This is a genomic window from Streptomyces sp. NPDC050549 (assembly GCF_040655035.1).
GTDB lineage: Bacteria > Actinomycetota > Actinomycetes > Streptomycetales > Streptomycetaceae > Streptomyces.
On record NZ_JBFAJD010000014.1, the window covers coordinates 193,651 to 209,633 of the forward strand.

Below are 15,983 nucleotides of genomic sequence, written 5' to 3' on the forward strand. Positions count from 1 at the left end.
CGTGCGTCAGCCTCCCGTTGACGTCACTTCTCGTCCTTTTCCACCGGCACCTTCTGCGACGGCGGTTGCGCACTCCCGTTGAGGGCCGAAGTCCCGTTCGGGGTCTGGCCGTTCTGGTTCATCGTGGCCAGCAGCTGGCGGGCCAGACCGAGACCCGTGCCGCCCATGGTGAGCGCCTTGGTGAGCATCTCCGCCATGCCGTCGGCCCCGTTGAGGACCACCATGTTGTCGACGCTGCCGAACGCGGACGCGCCGGCCCGTACGATCTCCGGCCAGTTCTCGGCGAGTTGCTGCGCGACCACGGCCTCCTGGTTCTCGGCGAGGGCCGCGGCCCGCGCCTTGATGGCCTCCGCCTCGGCGAGACCCTGGGCCCGGGTCGCCTCGGCGGCGGCGAGGCCCTTGGCCTGTGCGGCGGCGGCCTCGGCCTCACCGGTGGCCCTGGTCGCCGTAGCGGCGGCGGCACCGCGTGCCTGGGTCGCCTCGGCCTCGGCGTTCGCGGCCGTCTTGATCCGGCTCGCCTCGGCCAGGGCCGCCAACTCGGTCTCCTTGGCCTTGGCCTGCGCGGCGGAGATCCGCGCGTCACGCTCGGCCTCGGCCCGGGCCCGGGTCTCGTACGCCTGGGCGTCCGCGGGCTTGCGGACGTCCGCCTGGAGCTGCTGTTCCCGGCGCAGGGCGTCGAGTTCGGCGATCCGGGTCTCCTGTACGACGACGTCCTGCCGGGCGGCGGCGTCCGCGAGCGGTCCGGCCTGCCGGGCCTTGGCCGCCGCCTTGTCGCGCTCGGCCTGGTATCCGGCCTGGAGGATCTCGCTGTCCCGGGTGGCCTCCGACATCCGCGCCGCGGCCTTCTGCTCGGCCTCGGTGGCAAGCCGGTTGGCCTCGGCCTGCGCGATGCGCGCGTCCCGCTGCACGGCGGCGGCGTGCGGCATCGCGAGGTTCTTGATGTACCCGGTCGGGTCCTCGATCTCGTGGATCTGCAGCGAGTCGACGATCAGACCCAGTTTCTCCATCTCCGTACCGCAGGCGGCACGGGTCTGGCCGGTCAGCTTCTCCCGGTCGCGGATCATGTCCTCGACCGTCAACCCGCCCACGATGGACCGGAGATGACCGGCGAACACGTTGTGCACCCGTTCCGACATCATCTTCTGCTGGTCGAGGAAACGGCGGCCCGCGTTGGCGATCGACACGAAGTCGTCGCCCACCTTGAAGATGACCACGCCCCGCACCTTGAGCGGAATGCCCTGCGTGGTCACACAATCCACGTGCAGTTCGGTCTCGTTGAGGTCCAGCGAGATCTTGCGCACCGCCTGCACACCCGGCAGCACCAGCGTGCCGCGCCCCGTGACGATGCGGAACCCCATGCCCTCTTCGAGGCCTTCGGTACGGTGTTTCGAGCCGGAGATGATGAGTGCCTCGTTGGGCTCGGCGACCCGCCACATCGACTTGAACAGACCGATCAGTAAGAGAACGGCGACTACCGCCACCCCCGCTACGACGCCGATGACCATCGGCATACGCCCCCTTTTGATGGTGCCCTTTCGGCACCGAACGAAGGGAGTGTGCGCCTGTGCGACACCGGGGTACAGACGCTGGCGGATCCTTGTTGCAATCTTGACGCGAAGGCCCTTGAAACGGCTCTCACCTGCGGGGGAGCACGCTCAACTGTCGTACGCCTCCGTTACGTAGACGGTACGCGGCGGGAGATATTCCACGACCATCACCACGGTGCCCCGCTCGATCCGGCCGGTGCCGGTCGCGGCGTACGCGAGGAAGTGCTCGGCGCCGCCGCGCACCCGGACGATCACCTCGCCGACGAGCCCGGGCCCGACCGTCCCGGTGACCCGCCCCATCAGCCCGACCATCGACGCATCGTCCATGGTCACAGGGTACGGGCCGAACGGGCCTGTGCCGCCTGGGAATCCGTGCCGACCTGATCCGGCCACCGCTCGTGCCAGCGCAGCTCCGCCTCCAGCCGGGCGGCCAGTGACAGCAGCAGCGGTTCGCTGTTCGCCGGGCCCAACAGCTGGGCGCCGACCGGCAGTCCGCCCGCGACGAACCCGGCTGGGACGTTGACGCCGGGCCAGCCGAGTACGTTCCACGGCCAGGCGTAGGGGCAGGCGGCGATCATCGCGCGGTCGGTGGCCAGGCCGTCCAGGTCGAGCATCGCGCCCACCAGGGGCGGGGGAGCGGCGGTTGTCGGTGCGAGGACCAGGTCGTACATCCCGAAGAACGCGCCGAACCGGTCGTGCAGGGCCGCCTCCGCGCGCCGGGCCGCCCGCAGCGGGGCCCCGCCGAGCAGCCGGCCGAGGCGGGCGGCGTCCAGGGTGCGGCGGTCGAGAAGTCCGGGGTGGGGTGCCTCGCGCACTCGCTCGGCGAGACCTACGGCGGCGCGCGGGACGAACGTCAGCCCGATCTGCCCGTACGGAGGATCGGCCTCTACGACGGTGTGGCCCAACTGGGTCAGTTTCTCGGCGAGTTCGAGGACCCGAGTCCGCACCTCCGGGCGCAGCCGGGCCGGGAGCGCGGTGAACGGCGGCTTCAGGGAGAGTGCGATGCGCAGTCGGCCGGGGTCGCGCCCCAGGGCCTCGGACATCCGCGACGCGGGCGGCCGGTGCGGGTCCTGGGGGTGATTGCCGCTCGCCGCGTCCAGCAGCAGGGCCGCGTCCGCGACCGTACGGGCAAGGGTGCCGTTGACGGTGATGCCCTGGAAGGACTCGCCGCGCGGCCAGGTCGAGATCCGTCCGCGCTGCGGTTTGACGCCGACGAGGTGGGTCCAGGCGGCGGGAATGCGTACCGAACCCGCGCCGTCCGAGCCGAGCGCGGCCGGGACCAGGCCCGCCGCGACGGCCGCGGCCGAGCCGCCGGACGAACCCCCGGGCGTATGACGGGAGTTCCACGGATTGCGGGTCGCGCCGAACGCGGGCCCCTCGGTGAACGGCCACTGCCCGAGCTCGCACGTGTTCGTCTTCCCGACGACGACGGCACCGGCCGCCCGCAGCCGTCGTACCGCCTCGCCGTCCTCGGCCACCGGCGGGAACTCGCCCCGGCAGCCGAAGGCGGTCGGCTCGCCCGCCACGTCCGTGTCGTCCTTGACGGCGACCGGCACCCCGAGGAGCAACTTGCGGACTCCGGCGGCCAGTTCGCGGTCCGCCGCGTCGGCCTCGGCGAGCGCCGCCTCCCGCCGTACGACCCGAAAGGCGTTCAGAGAGGCCTGAGTCGCCTCGATCCGGTCCAGCGCCCGCTCGGTCAGGGTGCGTGCCGTCACCTCGCCGGCGGCCAGCGCGCGGGCGGACTCGGCCAGGCCTGGGGAACGGTCGGGCGTCATGACGGCACCTCCGGGAGCGCGTGGTCCACCGAACGGTAGCGGCCGGCCCCCCGGCGTGGCGCGGATGCGGCAACTTCCCCCGTGACGTGGACGGTTGGCGGTCCGCCACAGGCTTCCCACAGAGATCGTCCAGCACTGTGCAAACCATTGACGTGTTCCTGACCCACCCCTACCTTCTGACCGAATTCACGAACCGCGTTCGATATGACGAACGTCCGAGTCTCCGGGAGAGCCGCCCGTGACCACACGTCCCCCCACGCCGTCCCGCCGTGCCCTGCTGCGCGCGATGGCGGCCCTGCCCGCCTCGGCCCTCGTCCTGGGCGAGGCCCCCGGACTGCTCGGCACCGCCCTGGCCGCTGCCCCCGCCGGCGGCTACGCCACCCGCTACACGATCGTCCCGTTCCTCAACAGCGACGACGGCACCGTCAACGTCTACCAGTCCGACGACGCCAGCGACTTCCGCCTCGTCCAGGCCTCCGCCTACACCCCGCCCAGCAACCGCATCCGCGACGCCAGCGTGTTCAGGCACACCGACGGCTACTACTACCTGACGTACACCACCCACACCTGGGAGGACGTCAGCACCACCATCGGCTTCGCCCGCAGCGCCGACCGGGTCAATTGGACCTTCCTCTACGACTACACGGTCCCGATCGCCGACCTGTCCCGCGCCTGGGCCCCCGAGTGGTTCGTCGACGGCGACGGCAGTGTCAACGTCATCGTGTCCTGCTCGACCACCGACGACGAGTGGATCTTCACCCCCTACCGGCTGAAGGCCACCAACTCCTCGCTCACCGCCTGGAGTTCACCGGTCGCCCTGTCCGGTATCGGCTCGAACCACATCGACACGTACATCGTGCGCATCGGCTCGACCTACCACGCGTTCACGAAGAACGAGACGGCGAAGTACATCGAGTACGGCACCGCCACCAGCCTCACCGGCCCCTACACGATCTCCAGGACCGGCGACTGGGCCGGCTGGGGCAGCTACCGCGAGGGACCCTCGGTCGTCCAGCTCGACAACGGCGGCTGGCGGATCTTCTTCGACGGCTACGGCGACGGCAACTACTACTACAGCGACAGCTACGACACCTTCGCCACCTGGTCCGCGCCGACCGCGCTCACCACCCTCTCCGGCACGGCCCGCCACTTCACCGTCATCAAGGAGACGGTGTCCGGCGGCCCGAGCCTCGCCACCGGCGTCACCCGCTCCTTCCAGTCCGCCAACTACACGACCCGCTACTGGCAGGAGCAGTCCGCCCTGCTCAACCTGCCGGTGGTGACCAGCGCCAGCACCACCGCGCTGAAGCAGGCGTCCACGTTCACCGTTCTCGCGGGCCTCGCCGACGCGACCGGTTTCTCCTTCCGGGACAGTGCGGGCAACTATCTGCGCCACTACGACTTCCGGGGCCGCTTCGACGCCAACGACGGCACGACGACGTTCGCGAAGGACGCCACGTTCTACGCCCGGACCGGCGCCACGACCGGCTCGCTCCGCTTCGAGTCGTACAACTACCCCGGCTACTACCTGCGCCACTACAACTACCAACTCAGGGTGGACTCGACCGACGGCACGGACCTCTTCCGTACCGACAGCTCGTTCGTGCCGGTGACGGCCTGGGCCTGAGAGCGGGCCGCGCTCAGTCGGACGACGGCGTCCGGACGGATGCGCAGGGCCGCCAACGGCCCTCCCGCGCCGGATCGATGCCGCTGCGCCACACCGGCGTCCCGCCGATCAGGCCGGGCTCGTCCCAGGGCGGTCAGGAACGGCCGGATGTCGGTCGGCAGCAGCGCGCGAGACCGCGCCGTCGAACACGGTGGGGCGGAGCAGGATGCCGGCCAGGATCTCGCCTACGACCGGAGGCTGCCCGAGCCTGCGCGCGAGCGCGCCGAACAGGGCCGCGGCGGCGACGACGGCCAGTCCGGCCAGTAACGCGGATGCTTGGGAGGAGGTCATGGCGCGATGGACTCCTTGTGCCGGGGGCCGCGACGGGTGCCGGGCGGCCCGCGATGCCGGGGTCACGCCCGGAACGTGCCGGACGTCAGCAGACGGACGCGATTCTCCGGCGCCGTGTGCGGCACCGGGCCGTGTCGAAAGCGAAGTCGACGACCCGGGCGTCCGGTTGTAGTGGCGGCCCGGGAAACACAATGACAACCCGCATGGTTTTCCTTCCCTGTTGAGGTCTGCGGTGGTGCCGTGGATTGTGTGGTGCCTTGCGTCGGCGGGATTCCGCGAGGGCCGAATCGGCGTTTGGCCCGGCCGAAATCGTGCCACCTCAAACCGGGGCGACGGCGCCGGTGCGCCCATGACATCGGCACTGCGTCAACGGGACGGTCAAGGGTGGACGGATTGTTCCCGGGCGCGTCGCCGGGTCTCCCTGAGATGACAGTCGACGGACCGGGCCGTCATCAGCCCGTTCTGCGGATCGTCGGCCGGCACGCTGAAGCAGCGGAGAAGGGAGACCCTGTCCAGAGCGACGCCCTCGCGGGCGAGGACGAAGACAAGGGCGAGGAAGGCGGAGCGGGCGTTGCCGTCGTCGAACGGATGGAAGAAGCAGACGTCGAGACAGACGCGGGCGGCACGGGCCGTCAGCGGAAGGGGGCGTTCGCTGTCCCGCGCGCTCTCGGCCAGGCAGGCGTCGAGGAGTTGACGGGTGTCGGGGCCGATGCCGTAGCGCTCCCTGCCGCCCTTGGCGAAGGCGGGCAGGGTGCGGAACGACGGTGGTCGCGGTGTGCCGAGGACGTGCCGCTGCCAGCCGCGCAGCAGCTCGAAGTCGAGCGCGGCGCCGCGCGCCGCGTCGGCCCGCACCAGTTCCAGAGCGGCGAGCAGACCCTCCCCGCGCGCGGTGTCCACGGCGCTGTCGAAGGTACGTATGCTCTCCGCGGCGCCGTCCCGCGACGGGACCACCGGCTCGTCCCCACCACCGTCCGGCACTTCCCCCCACGCGGTGGCCGCACGCACCGCTAGCCAGCTCCGCAGATGGTCGGGCAGGGGCCCGCGGCCGGGCGGCCCTACGGCGTCCTCGGGCCGCAGGGATTCCGCGATCCGTTCCGCCACGTCGTCGAGCAGTACCCGGTCGGGTCCGGTCCAGCTCTGGAACCGCCCGCCGACGGCCTCCGCGACCAGCCGCTGCGCCACCGCGGGGTCGACGTGCCGGTGGGCGAGGAACCAGGTGAGGACCTGAGCGCAGTGCCCGTACCAGCCGCTGCCGGCGCCCGTACGGTCGGTGACGTGCAGGATGAGGTTGCGGGCGGTGGACTCCCACAGGATCCGCTGGTCCGCCAGGGCAGACAGGTCCAGCGGATACGCCTCGAACCAACCAGCCAGCTGCTCCAGCCAGTTCCGCCACTCGCACAGCCCGGCGACCACCCGGTCCAGGGTCGCCTCCGGGGTGTCCACCGAGTGCGACGGACAGCACCAGCTCCCGACCGGCCCGCCGTCGAAGTCCCCCTCGTCGTGCGCCCACCGCCAGCCCACGGCCCAGCCGCCGTAGCGCTCGGCGAGGGCGTGCGACATGGCGTCGGCCCAGGGTCTGGCCACGTTCCAGTTCCAGTCGTGCCGACCGGGATCGCCGTAGGAGAGGTTCGGCCGGACCGGTACCCGGAGGGCCGGTCCGAGTGAGCGGACCACCTGGGCGGCGGACTCGCTGTCGAAGGGATGACGCGCAGGATCCACCTCGTCCCAGTTCAGGGTCCTGGGGTTCAGATCGGTCGGCACCGTGCAAGTCTGCGCACCAGCCCGGCGCGCGTTCAACCGAATTGTCGCCGGGCGCTGCCCGTCAACGCTGATTCGCCGAGGGCTCGTTGGGGAGGGCGGCCCTCGGCGGCCGCTCGACGGTCGCGCGCAGCGTGGGTTCGTTGCGCAGCCGTACGAAGGTGATGGCCAGGGCGACCGCCTGGACGGCGGCGCAGCACAGGACGGCCGTGCCGAGGTGGGCCGGCGGGGTGAGGGCGACGAGGATGCCGGCCACCGGGAACGGCAGCAGCAGGAGCAGCATGGTCAGGGAGAGCGTGGTGCCGAAGGCCGTGGCCGGGATGACCAGCGAGCGCAGGGTGCGCAGTACGACGGTGAGGCCGCCGTCGCCCGCCATGAACAGCGCGACGAGGACCGTGTAGGCGGCGTAGGACGGGGCCTGCGGGAGAGCGAGGCAGGCCGCCGAGGCGAACGTCGCGCACACGACCCCCACGCCCCACAGGTCGAGTCGGCTCAGCGCGAGCCGGCAGCAGGTGACCGCCAGCAGGGTCGCCGCCGCGGCGGCGGACCACAGGGTGCCGACATCGGCGGAGGAGCGGCCGAAGTTCTCCACCACGATCACGGGGCTCGCCGACTGGAGCAGACCGAGCGCGAGATTGGAGCAGGCCAGACCCGCCACCAGCCAGCGCAGTGCGGGCAGTCTGCGCAGCATGCGCAGCCCGGTCCGCAGCCCGCCGGGTGTCCGTTCGCCGTCGGGACGCGCGGAGCGCAGCGGGGTGGGCGGGGTCTGCAGACCGAGCACGGCGGCCAGCAGGGACAGCGCGGTCAGACATCCGAGCATCCAGCCCGGCCCCACCAGCAGCAGGAAGCCCGCGAGCAGGGGGCCGACGAGCATGGCTGTCTGGTCGATGCCGATGAGGACCGACTGCACTCCGTGCGGCCGGTGTTGGGCCCGCCGGGTCACGATCGCGCCCACCGCCTCGTTGGCGACGAAGCTGAACTGGGTGAGCGTGCCGGTCACCGCGGCCAGCACCAGCACGGTCACCGTCTCCGCGGTGCCGCGCGGCAGCACGGCCAGCGTGACCGCCGCCCCGGCCAGCACCAGGGCCCGCAGCAGCGAGGCCAGGAAGCACACGATCGCCGCGCCGCGCCGGTCCACCACATTGCCGGCCAGTACGAACGCGGCGATCCGGGGCGTCCACTCCAGCGCGAACGCCAGGCCCGTCAGCGACGGGGACCGGGTGATCGTCAGGACGAGGAGCGGCATGGCGTACGTCGACATCGAGAACGCCAGGGCGTCACTGGTGCGAGGTGCGTAGATCCGTCGGAAAAGACTGCCGGACGGAACGGCTGCATGGCGACCGGCGGGGGGCCGGTCCTCGTGCAGGGTCATGGCCACGGAGCGGAGGGCTTTCGGTGAGGCGTGTCACGGAGCGGAAACGGGTGGCCCCCGTCCACGGCGAAAGGAATTCGCGGAGAGCGGGGGGCAGGGTAAAACGCCTACGAACAACGGCAGTTGAGGCGTGAATATATCGCAGCTCAGGGGTTCGGCATATCCCGAGCGCACATCTCCGCACGTTCCGTGCAAGGGATTCGCGGCATCCTCGATGCCGATATCGGATGTGTCCGCAGATTCGTGGCCCAGGGACCGAAAGAGAGGCCGTCGCGCTCGTGTTTTCGTGACTCTCCGGGGCTGAGGGAGTCCGGAGCGGAGCCTCTCCCGTGGAGCACCTGTCAATGGGGTGATGAAATCAGGGCATACGGGTCTGTGAGCGGTGAAAGAGCCGGGTTCTCCGATCCTCCGCCGCGCTCTTCCTCCACGGCGCCCCCCTGTTCTGGGTGCTCGCCCCCGCGGACGGCGGGCACCGGCACCACACCGGTGGCCGCCGCTCCGTGTTGTCGTTCTAGTAACCGTGCCCGGACTTCCTCACCTTGCGGGAGACCGTGAAGCGGTCCACCTCGGCGCCGGTCGCGGCGAGCGCCCGGACCGTGAGGGTCGTCGTACGGCCCGGGGCGGCGGGGACGACGTCGACGCGGATGAACGAGTAGCCGGTGTAGCGGACCCGGGACCAGTCGACGTTCTCGGTGACCTTGCCGTCCTTGCCCGTCCAGTACGTCGGCACCGAGTCGATCTCGTCCCCGTGCCCCTCGTAGCTGTCGGCGACCGGGAAGCTGTACACGCTCTCGCCGCCCGCGCCCGCCGTCACGTAGACCACACCGCCACGGTCCGGCTCGTGGGTGCCGCCGATCGGCAGGGTCCGTACGGCCTTGTCCCGGACGACCGGGTCGGTGCGCTCGTAGACGTGGTTGTGGCCGTTGACCACCAGGTCCACCTGGTGCTTCTCGTAGAGCGGTACCCACTGCTCGCGCACCCCGCCCTCGGAGGCGTGCGAGCTGGTCGTCGAGAACGCGCAGTGGTGGTGGAAGACGACGACGAAGTCGACGTCCGTACGGGCCCGCAGTTCACCGAGGCGCTTGTCCAGCCAGGCGGTCTGCCTGCCGCCGGTGTAGCCGATGTTGGCGGGGATCTCGTACGACACGTCGTTCGCGTCGACCGAGACCACGCCCACGTTGCCGTGGACGAAGGAGTACACGCCGGGAGCCGACATGGCGTCAAAACCGTTGCCGGGCAGGGTGAATCGGGCCTCGTTGCCGCCGTAGCCGTTGGGGGAGTACCAGGACTCCATGTCGTGGTTGCCGAACGCCACCATCCACGGCACGCGACTCGACAGCGGCTCGATCTGTGCCAGGAACGAATCCCACTGGCGGGCGTCGTAGTTGCCCGCGTCCCCGGGCAGCCCGTGGCCGGTCTCCTCCGCGTAGCAGATGTCGCCCGCGTGCAGATGGAACGCCGGACTCTGTGCCTGCACAAGGGAGTTGAGGCCGATCGAGGTGTAACTCGGGTTCTGGTCACCGAAGGCGGTGAACGTGAACGGCCGGGTGCTGTGCGTGCGGGGCGCGGTGGTGAAGGAGTAGACGGTGTGCGCGGCGCCCGGGTCGGCGGGGTCGAAGCCGTCGTGGCCGACGCCGTAGTAGTACGTCGTGTCGGGGCTCAGGTTGTCCAGCGCCGCGTGCACGTAGTACTGGTCGATGTCGGCGCTCTTGCCGATCCCGGCCGGTGTGAACAGGTCGCGCACCTCCGCCGGTATGCGGTGGCTAAGGTCGAGGGGACTTCTGCCGATCCGCAGGAACGGCTTGCGCACCGGCAGCGGTACCTGCCACGAGACACGCATCTGGGTCCGGGGATCGGCACCGTAGGCCAGGTGCCGGCCGAACGGCGCGACCAGCGAACCGTGCACGACGGACGTGGCCGACGCGGGCAGCAGCGTGGGCGTCGCCGCAGCTGCGACACCCCCGCCGCCCGCCAGGGCGACACCGGTGGCGGCGACCGCGCCACCGCGCAGCAGTCCGCGGCGGGAGAAGGCGCGGCGGAGGTACTCGTGTTGCTCGGGCATGCTCAGGGTGTCGGCGAGCCGGTCGGGGAGGCCCATGCGAGGAGTGTTCATGGGCGCGACGCTGGCAGCGCCGGTTGAACGACCGATTGCCGCCTGCCCATGAACTGGCCTTGTCCCGCCCATCGCCTGGCTTGTCTCCTGTGCCCCGGGCGCAGGACGCCGGAGGCCGTTGAGGGGACTTCGGCGGCCACGCCGACGACCGGTGAGGCCCGGGGTGTTTACGGTGGTCGCCCACGAGGAGGTGAATGCGATGTTCCCCGACCCCGCCCCGGCGCACCCGCACGGGACCAGCCGCAGCACATCGGCGACGATCCAGCCGAACATCCTGCGCTATCTCGTCGTCGTGGCCGACGAACGCGGTATCGACCTACGGCCGCCCCTGCTGAGCCGGGTCGGCCTGGACGAGACGGTGATGCGCTCGGCCGCGCTGCGGGTGTCGTACCGCCAGGGGAGCGCGGTGATCCGGCGCGCGCTGGAGCTCACCGGGGACGAGCGACTGGGCCTGAAGGTCCGCGCGGCACAGCATCTGACCGCGTGGGGGCTGCCCGGCTTCGCGCTGATGGCCGCCGACACCCTGCGGCACGCCATCGAGACCGGTGTGCGGTACCAGAACCTCTCCGGCGCCATGACCGTGTGGTCGACCGGCGTGGCGGAGGACGAAGCCTTCGTTCTGCGCGCCGACCTTCCCGACCCCGCCATCGACCAACTCCCAGCGCCCGTCGGTCTGTCGGGCCAGTCCACGACGGCGAAGTTCCTCCAGATAGCGGGCCATGCCGCGGTCGCCGCGCCTGCGGAACAGGGGGAAGAGCCTGGGCAGCAGGTTCGGTACGAGCATCGCGCACCGGACCAGAACCTGACTCTCCGGACCGGGGGTAGGCCTCAAGGCGTGGCCTGTCCAGCAGGCTCACCACGGCCGCGACGGCGTTCGCCGGCTGCTGCGGCCGGTCCTGGAACTGCATCGAGTTGCCGCCGTCCACGGCCTCCTGGCGCAGCATCCGGGTGTCCGTCGCCGAGGGCAGCACCGACCCCGCCAGGATGCCCCTGCCGCGCAGATCCAGGCCGATGGCGAGCATCGCGCCGCGCAGCCCGAACTTGGACGCCGTGTAGATCGGGGTCTCGCCCAGCGGGAAGATCCCGCCCAGGGAGACCGTGGTGACCACCCGGGCGTCCCGCGAGGCCTTCAGCAGGGGGATCGCGACCCGGGTGGCGACCAGCGGGGAGGTCAGATTGAGGGTGATCTCCTGCTCGATGCTCTCGACGCTGCGCGCGTCGAAACGCTCCGAGCTGGTCATGCCCACGTTGTTCACCAGCACGTCGAGCCGGCCGTGGACCTCGGCGACCCGCTCGAACAGCCCCTCCAGCTGGGCACGGCGGGTCAGATCGCAGCCGATGCCCGAATGCCCGGCACCGGGCAGTGCGGCGGCCACCCGCTCGGCGCGGACCCCGTCGATGTCGACGACGACACAGCGCGCGCCGCCCGCCGCGAAGCGGTGGCACAGCGCACTGCCGATACCGCCCGCGCCACCGGTCACCAGCACGACCTTGTCGGTGAAGTCGAACCGCCTCATACCGCCGTCCCCACCCTTCGCGGGGACCGCACCGGCGGCGCCTGGCCCTCGGTGCGCCAGCCCATCTGCCGGGCCACCCTGCCCAGGTGCTTCACGAACGCCCCGCTGTCGACGTAGCCGGTGTGCCGGGGCGGGGCCACGAACTTCAGCCCGCCGGACAGATCCGGCCGGTCGGCGCGGATCATCTGGGTGAACCGCTCCGCACTGGACAGACCGTGACGCGCGTCGTGCACATATCCGGCGATCAACTGTGCCTGCATGTCGAAGAGTCGGTACGCCCCGGCGTTCGTCTCGACGAACCCGATGCCGAACAGGCCCCGGTGCTCGCGTGAGAACGACGACAGATACAGGTCGGGATGCTGTTCGTCGCTGAAGTACCGCTGTGCGACCGGGACTTTGTGGATGTATCCCGTGGCCAACAGGATCAGGTCGAAGTCGTCGCTCGTGCCGTCCGTGAAGTGCACTGTGCTGCCCTCGGCGCGGGCGATGCCGGGCCGGGCGGTGATGTCGCCGTGCTGGAGGTGGTGGATCAGCATCGAGTTGATGGCCGGGTGCGTCTCGAACAGCTTGTGGTCGGGCTTCTGCAGCCCCAGCCGCGTCGGATCGCCGTTGATGATCCGCAGCAGACCGCCGAAGAGCCGCTGCGCCAGTCACATCGGCAGATGCGGACCGCTGTTGGCGATGGTGTCCACCGGCCGCCCGAACAGATGCCTGGGGATGAACCAGTAGCCGCGCCGCATGCTGATCACCGCACGGTCGGCCGCCCGGGCCGCGTCGCACGCGATGTCGCAGCCCGAGTTTCCCGCGCCCACGACCAGCACCCGCCTGCCCCGCAGCTCCTCCGCGCTGCGGTAGCCGACCGTGTGCCGGACCTCGCTGCTGAACTCCCCAGGGATGTCAGGGGTGTTGGGGTGCCACTGGGAGCCCGTGCACACCACGACCTGCCCGTGCAGGCTCTCCCGCCCGTCGGCCCGGACGACCGTCCAGGTGCCGTCCGCGTTCTTCTCGACGGCCTCGACCCCGACACCGAACTCGACCCGGTCCGTCAGCCCGTAGGCGTTGGCGAAGGACCGCAGATACGACAGGACCTGCCGGTGCGGCGGGTAGTCCGCGAAGTGATCGGGCATGGGGAAGCCGCTGAAGCCCGACAGGGTCCGGCTGGAGATGAAGTGCGCCGACTCGTACATCGGTCCGCCCGGATTCTCGATGTCCCAGATCCCGCCGAGCCCGGTGTGCCGCTCCAGATGCGTGTACGGCAGCTTCCGCTCGGTCAGCGCCCTGGCGACCGCCAGCCCGGCCGGCCCCGCCCCGATCACACACGTGTCCAACTGGCTTTCCGTCACGAGCCTGCCTCCTCGGTCGTCCCGTTTCACGGGTGGTGGAGGAAACGTATGCACCCGCTGTCCTGCGCGAACTGACCCGCGCGGCCAGGGACGGGACCGCGGCGGCCGGGGGCTTCGGGCCGCGTCGGACACGGGTGGGGCGGATGGGAACTCCGGGAAGCGACGGGCCGTTGCGCGAAGACAGAGCCTTGGGGCGGAGTCGGAGAAGATTTCACCCGGGCCCGGGCCTGCCGAGTCACTGAGCGACCGAGTCACCGAGTTCACCCGACCGCACCGCCGTCCCCGCTCACCCCCCTCGTCCCGGAGGCATGCACGATGACCCGGATACACCCCCACCCCCACCCCCAACTCCAGCCGTCCCGCCGCGCCTTACTCGGCGGCGCCGCCCTGACCGCCCTCGCCGTCACGGCCGGCACCGGCACGGCCCGCGCCAACTCGTCCACCGCGGCGGCCAGTTGGCCGACGGAGTTCCCACTGCCCAACGGCTGGCTCCCCGAGGGCATTGCCATCGGCAGCAGGCCGTACGCCTACATGGGCTCCCGGGCCAACGGCGCGATCTACCGCACCGACCTTCGCACCGGCGAGGGCAAGGTCCTCTCCGGGGGCGTCACCGGCCTGGTCTCCGTCGGGCTGAAGCTCGACCACGACGGCCTGTTGTACGTCGCCGGCAGCACCGGAGCCGCACGCGTCGTCGACTCCCGCACCGGCGAGATACTGACGACCTATCAACTCACTTCTACCATCGGCCACTTCATCAACGACATCACCCTGCTCGGCGACCGCGCCTGGTTCACGGACTCCCTCGACGCCGTGCTCTACGGCGTCCCCCGCGGCCGTACGGGCGAGGTCACCGCCCTGCCGCTCACCGGCGACTGGGTGCAGACGCCCGGGGTGAACAACGCCAACGGCATCGTCGGCACCCCGGACGGCCACGGGCTCATCGTCGTCAGCAGCACCCCCGGCAAGCTCTACCGGGTGTCCCTCAGGACCGGCGCCGCCGCCGAGCTCGTCCTGAGCGGGGCGTCCGACGTGGCCAACGGCGACGGTCTGTTCCGGATCGGCCGGACGCTGTACGTCGTCCAGAACCGCCTGAACCGGATCAGCGTGTTCGACCTCGATGCCGGGGTCACCACCGCGACCCTGCGCAGTACGATCACCGACCCGCGCTTCGACGTCCCCACGACCGCCGCCCGCTTCGGCAACCGGCTCTATCTGGTCAACGCCCGCTTCACCAGCCCGCAGACGCCCGACACGACGTTCACCGCCGTCGCCGTGTCGATCTGACGCGACAGCGGGCGGGGCTCCCATCGGCGGGGACGCGATGGGAGCCCCGCCCGTGGGCGGTTCGGCGGCTCAGCGGTTCGGTGCCGGCTCAACTGCCGCTGCGTCAACCGCCGTTGCGGCACCAGTGGTGTTCGTGCCGGCGATCGGAGCCGCCGTGGAAGCAGCCGCCCGCCGCGGGCGCAGCAGCAGTGCGCAGACCAGCGCCGCGAGGAGCGTCAGGGCCCCGGCCACCACCAGGCACAGCCGCATGCCGTCCAGGAACGACTCGCCCAGCGCGCCCAGGGCCTGCCCGGTGTTCACGCCGAGGTTCATATGGGCGACGGCGCCGAGACCACCGGCGTCGGCAGTTTCCACGGTGCCGCGCTGCGCCGCACCCGTCACCCCGGCGTCGGCCAGGTGGCCGGGCAGGGTGTCGAGCGCCTTGGTGGTGAGCAGGGCACCAAGGACGGCCGGGCCGAGCGCGCCGGCGAGGAACTCGCGGGCCACGACGAGGTCGCCTTCGCCGCCGCCATCAGCGGCGACTCCAACATCATGGTCGTCGCCGTCTGCCGCGACACCGAGGACCTGTACCGCTACCTGACCACGAAGGTCGCCACCGTCCCGGGCATCGACGGCTACGGCGTGAGCATCCGCGTCCACACCCTGAAGCAGGCCACCTCGCTCATCTCGCGCGGGCGACTGGTGCCCCCGGCGTTCGCGTAGGGCGGCCGGACGCACCGAGCCGGATCACATGCGAGGCATGTGATCCGGCCGTAGGTCATGCGGTGCCTTTACGCGGATCCGTCAGCGCTTCGTGTAGATGAAGCCGACCTTGTCCAGCTCGTCGCCGGAGCGTCCGTGGAAGCCGGCGATCTGCCAGCCGGACGGGGCGGTGCGGGTCACGCAGTCCGAGGTGGTGGTGCCACCGGCCAGGGTGTTGCCCAGGTTGGTGGTGAACTTGGCGTAGAAGATCCGGGTGGTGTCGTTGTACTTGCTCTCGCACAGGTACGCCGACGTCACGTACTCGCCGCTGCCCAGTGTCAGGGAGGACGCGGTGCCGCCGGTCCCGCCGTGGGTGAGTGTGGTGCCGTTGGCGAGGGTGATGCCGACCTGGTCGACGCGGGAGCCGGAGCGCAGTGAGATCTTGGTGGCGCTGGCGGCGGCCGGGACGCTGTCGATGTCCTGGTAGTAGTCGCCGTGCGGGCCGCCGAACTGGTCGCTGAGCTGGAAGTCCGCGTTCTGCGACCAGGTGAAGCCGACGGTGATCGGGTCGTGGTCGGAGAGCATCAGCCCGTCCGAGGTGAGGAACTTGGCGTGCTCGTTGTTGTAGGAGGTCGC

The 15,983-nt window shown here is 70.9% G+C and carries 12 protein-coding genes and 3 pseudogenes; 4 read left to right on the top strand and 11 right to left on the bottom strand.

The window, feature by feature from the left end; translation table 11 throughout:
- Positions 1–23 precede the first annotated feature (23 nt).
- The 3 genes from AB0I51_RS22280 to AB0I51_RS22290 form a co-directional block, all read right to left on the bottom strand.
- A complete protein-coding gene (locus AB0I51_RS22280; RefSeq protein WP_362977669.1) occupies positions 24–1,511 on the bottom strand; it encodes an SPFH domain-containing protein in 1,488 nt (495 codons plus the stop codon).
- 144 nt (positions 1,512–1,655) lie between these two features.
- A complete protein-coding gene (locus tag AB0I51_RS22285) occupies positions 1,656–1,874 on the bottom strand; it encodes a hypothetical protein (protein ID WP_362977671.1) in 219 nt (72 codons plus the stop codon).
- Between the two features lie 2 nt (positions 1,875–1,876).
- The gene (locus AB0I51_RS22290; protein WP_362977673.1) at positions 1,877–3,322 is read right to left on the bottom strand and encodes an amidase; all 1,446 of its coding nucleotides are present in this window, start codon (positions 3,320–3,322) and stop codon (positions 1,877–1,879) included.
- Between the two features lie 238 nt (positions 3,323–3,560).
- On the opposite strand from AB0I51_RS22290, the gene AB0I51_RS22295 reads away from it, so the two are divergent.
- Positions 3,561–4,949: a glycoside hydrolase family 43 protein gene (locus AB0I51_RS22295; protein ID WP_362977675.1), complete on the top strand. Its 1,389-nt coding sequence runs from the start codon at positions 3,561–3,563 to the stop codon at positions 4,947–4,949.
- 108 nt (positions 4,950–5,057) lie between these two features.
- Here AB0I51_RS22295 and AB0I51_RS22300 read toward each other — a convergent pair whose 3' ends face one another.
- The 4 genes from AB0I51_RS22300 to AB0I51_RS22315 all read right to left on the bottom strand — a co-directional run bounded on the left by AB0I51_RS22300 (position 5,058) and on the right by AB0I51_RS22315 (position 10,507).
- A complete protein-coding gene (locus AB0I51_RS22300; RefSeq protein ID WP_362977677.1) occupies positions 5,058–5,279 on the bottom strand; it encodes a cation:proton antiporter in 222 nt (73 codons plus the stop codon).
- 378 nt (positions 5,280–5,657) lie between these two features.
- A complete protein-coding gene (locus AB0I51_RS22305) occupies positions 5,658–7,040 on the bottom strand; it encodes a Fic family protein (protein ID WP_362977679.1) in 1,383 nt (460 codons plus the stop codon).
- A gap of 61 nt (positions 7,041–7,101) precedes the next feature.
- Positions 7,102–8,409 carry an MFS transporter gene (locus AB0I51_RS22310; protein WP_362977681.1) on the bottom strand — a complete coding sequence of 436 codons (1,308 nt, stop codon included), beginning with the start codon at positions 8,407–8,409 and terminating at the stop codon, positions 7,102–7,104.
- A gap of 511 nt (positions 8,410–8,920) precedes the next feature.
- On the bottom strand, positions 8,921–10,507 hold the full coding sequence (locus AB0I51_RS22315; protein ID WP_362977702.1) for a metallophosphoesterase family protein: 1,587 nt from the start codon (positions 10,505–10,507) through the stop codon (positions 8,921–8,923).
- Between the two features lie 214 nt (positions 10,508–10,721).
- Here AB0I51_RS22315 and AB0I51_RS22320 point away from each other — a divergent pair.
- Positions 10,722–11,174, top strand: a pseudogene (locus AB0I51_RS22320) (AraC family transcriptional regulator ligand-binding domain-containing protein); the annotation flags it as partial.
- A 280-nt stretch (positions 11,175–11,454) separates the two neighbouring features.
- On the opposite strand, the pseudogene AB0I51_RS22325 reads toward AB0I51_RS22320, so the two are convergent.
- Together AB0I51_RS22325 and AB0I51_RS22330 are read right to left on the bottom strand one after the other, a co-directional pair.
- Positions 11,455–12,039 (bottom strand): annotated as a pseudogene (locus tag AB0I51_RS22325) (SDR family NAD(P)-dependent oxidoreductase); the annotation flags it as partial.
- Positions 12,036–13,382, bottom strand: a pseudogene (locus AB0I51_RS22330) (NAD(P)-binding domain-containing protein). The pseudogenes AB0I51_RS22325 and AB0I51_RS22330, both read right to left, overlap by 4 nt.
- A 315-nt stretch (positions 13,383–13,697) precedes the next feature.
- On the opposite strand from AB0I51_RS22330, the gene AB0I51_RS22335 reads away from it, so the two are divergent.
- Positions 13,698–14,666 carry a superoxide dismutase gene (locus tag AB0I51_RS22335; RefSeq protein ID WP_362977683.1) on the top strand — a complete coding sequence of 323 codons (969 nt, stop codon included), beginning with the start codon at positions 13,698–13,700 and terminating at the stop codon, positions 14,664–14,666.
- A gap of 69 nt (positions 14,667–14,735) precedes the next feature.
- Here AB0I51_RS22335 and AB0I51_RS22340 read toward each other — a convergent pair whose 3' ends face one another.
- On the bottom strand, positions 14,736–14,966 hold the full coding sequence (locus AB0I51_RS22340; protein WP_362977685.1) for a hypothetical protein: 231 nt from the start codon (positions 14,964–14,966) through the stop codon (positions 14,736–14,738).
- 12 nt (positions 14,967–14,978) lie between these two features.
- Here AB0I51_RS22340 and AB0I51_RS22345 point away from each other — a divergent pair, with 12 nt between their 5' ends.
- Positions 14,979–15,368 carry an Lrp/AsnC ligand binding domain-containing protein gene (locus tag AB0I51_RS22345; protein ID WP_362977687.1) on the top strand — a complete coding sequence of 130 codons (390 nt, stop codon included), beginning with the start codon at positions 14,979–14,981 and terminating at the stop codon, positions 15,366–15,368.
- A gap of 81 nt (positions 15,369–15,449) precedes the next feature.
- Here the strand turns inward: AB0I51_RS22345 and AB0I51_RS22350 are convergent.
- Positions 15,450–15,983: jacalin-like lectin (locus AB0I51_RS22350; RefSeq protein ID WP_362977689.1), on the bottom strand; the 534-nt coding region annotated here is incomplete at its 5' end.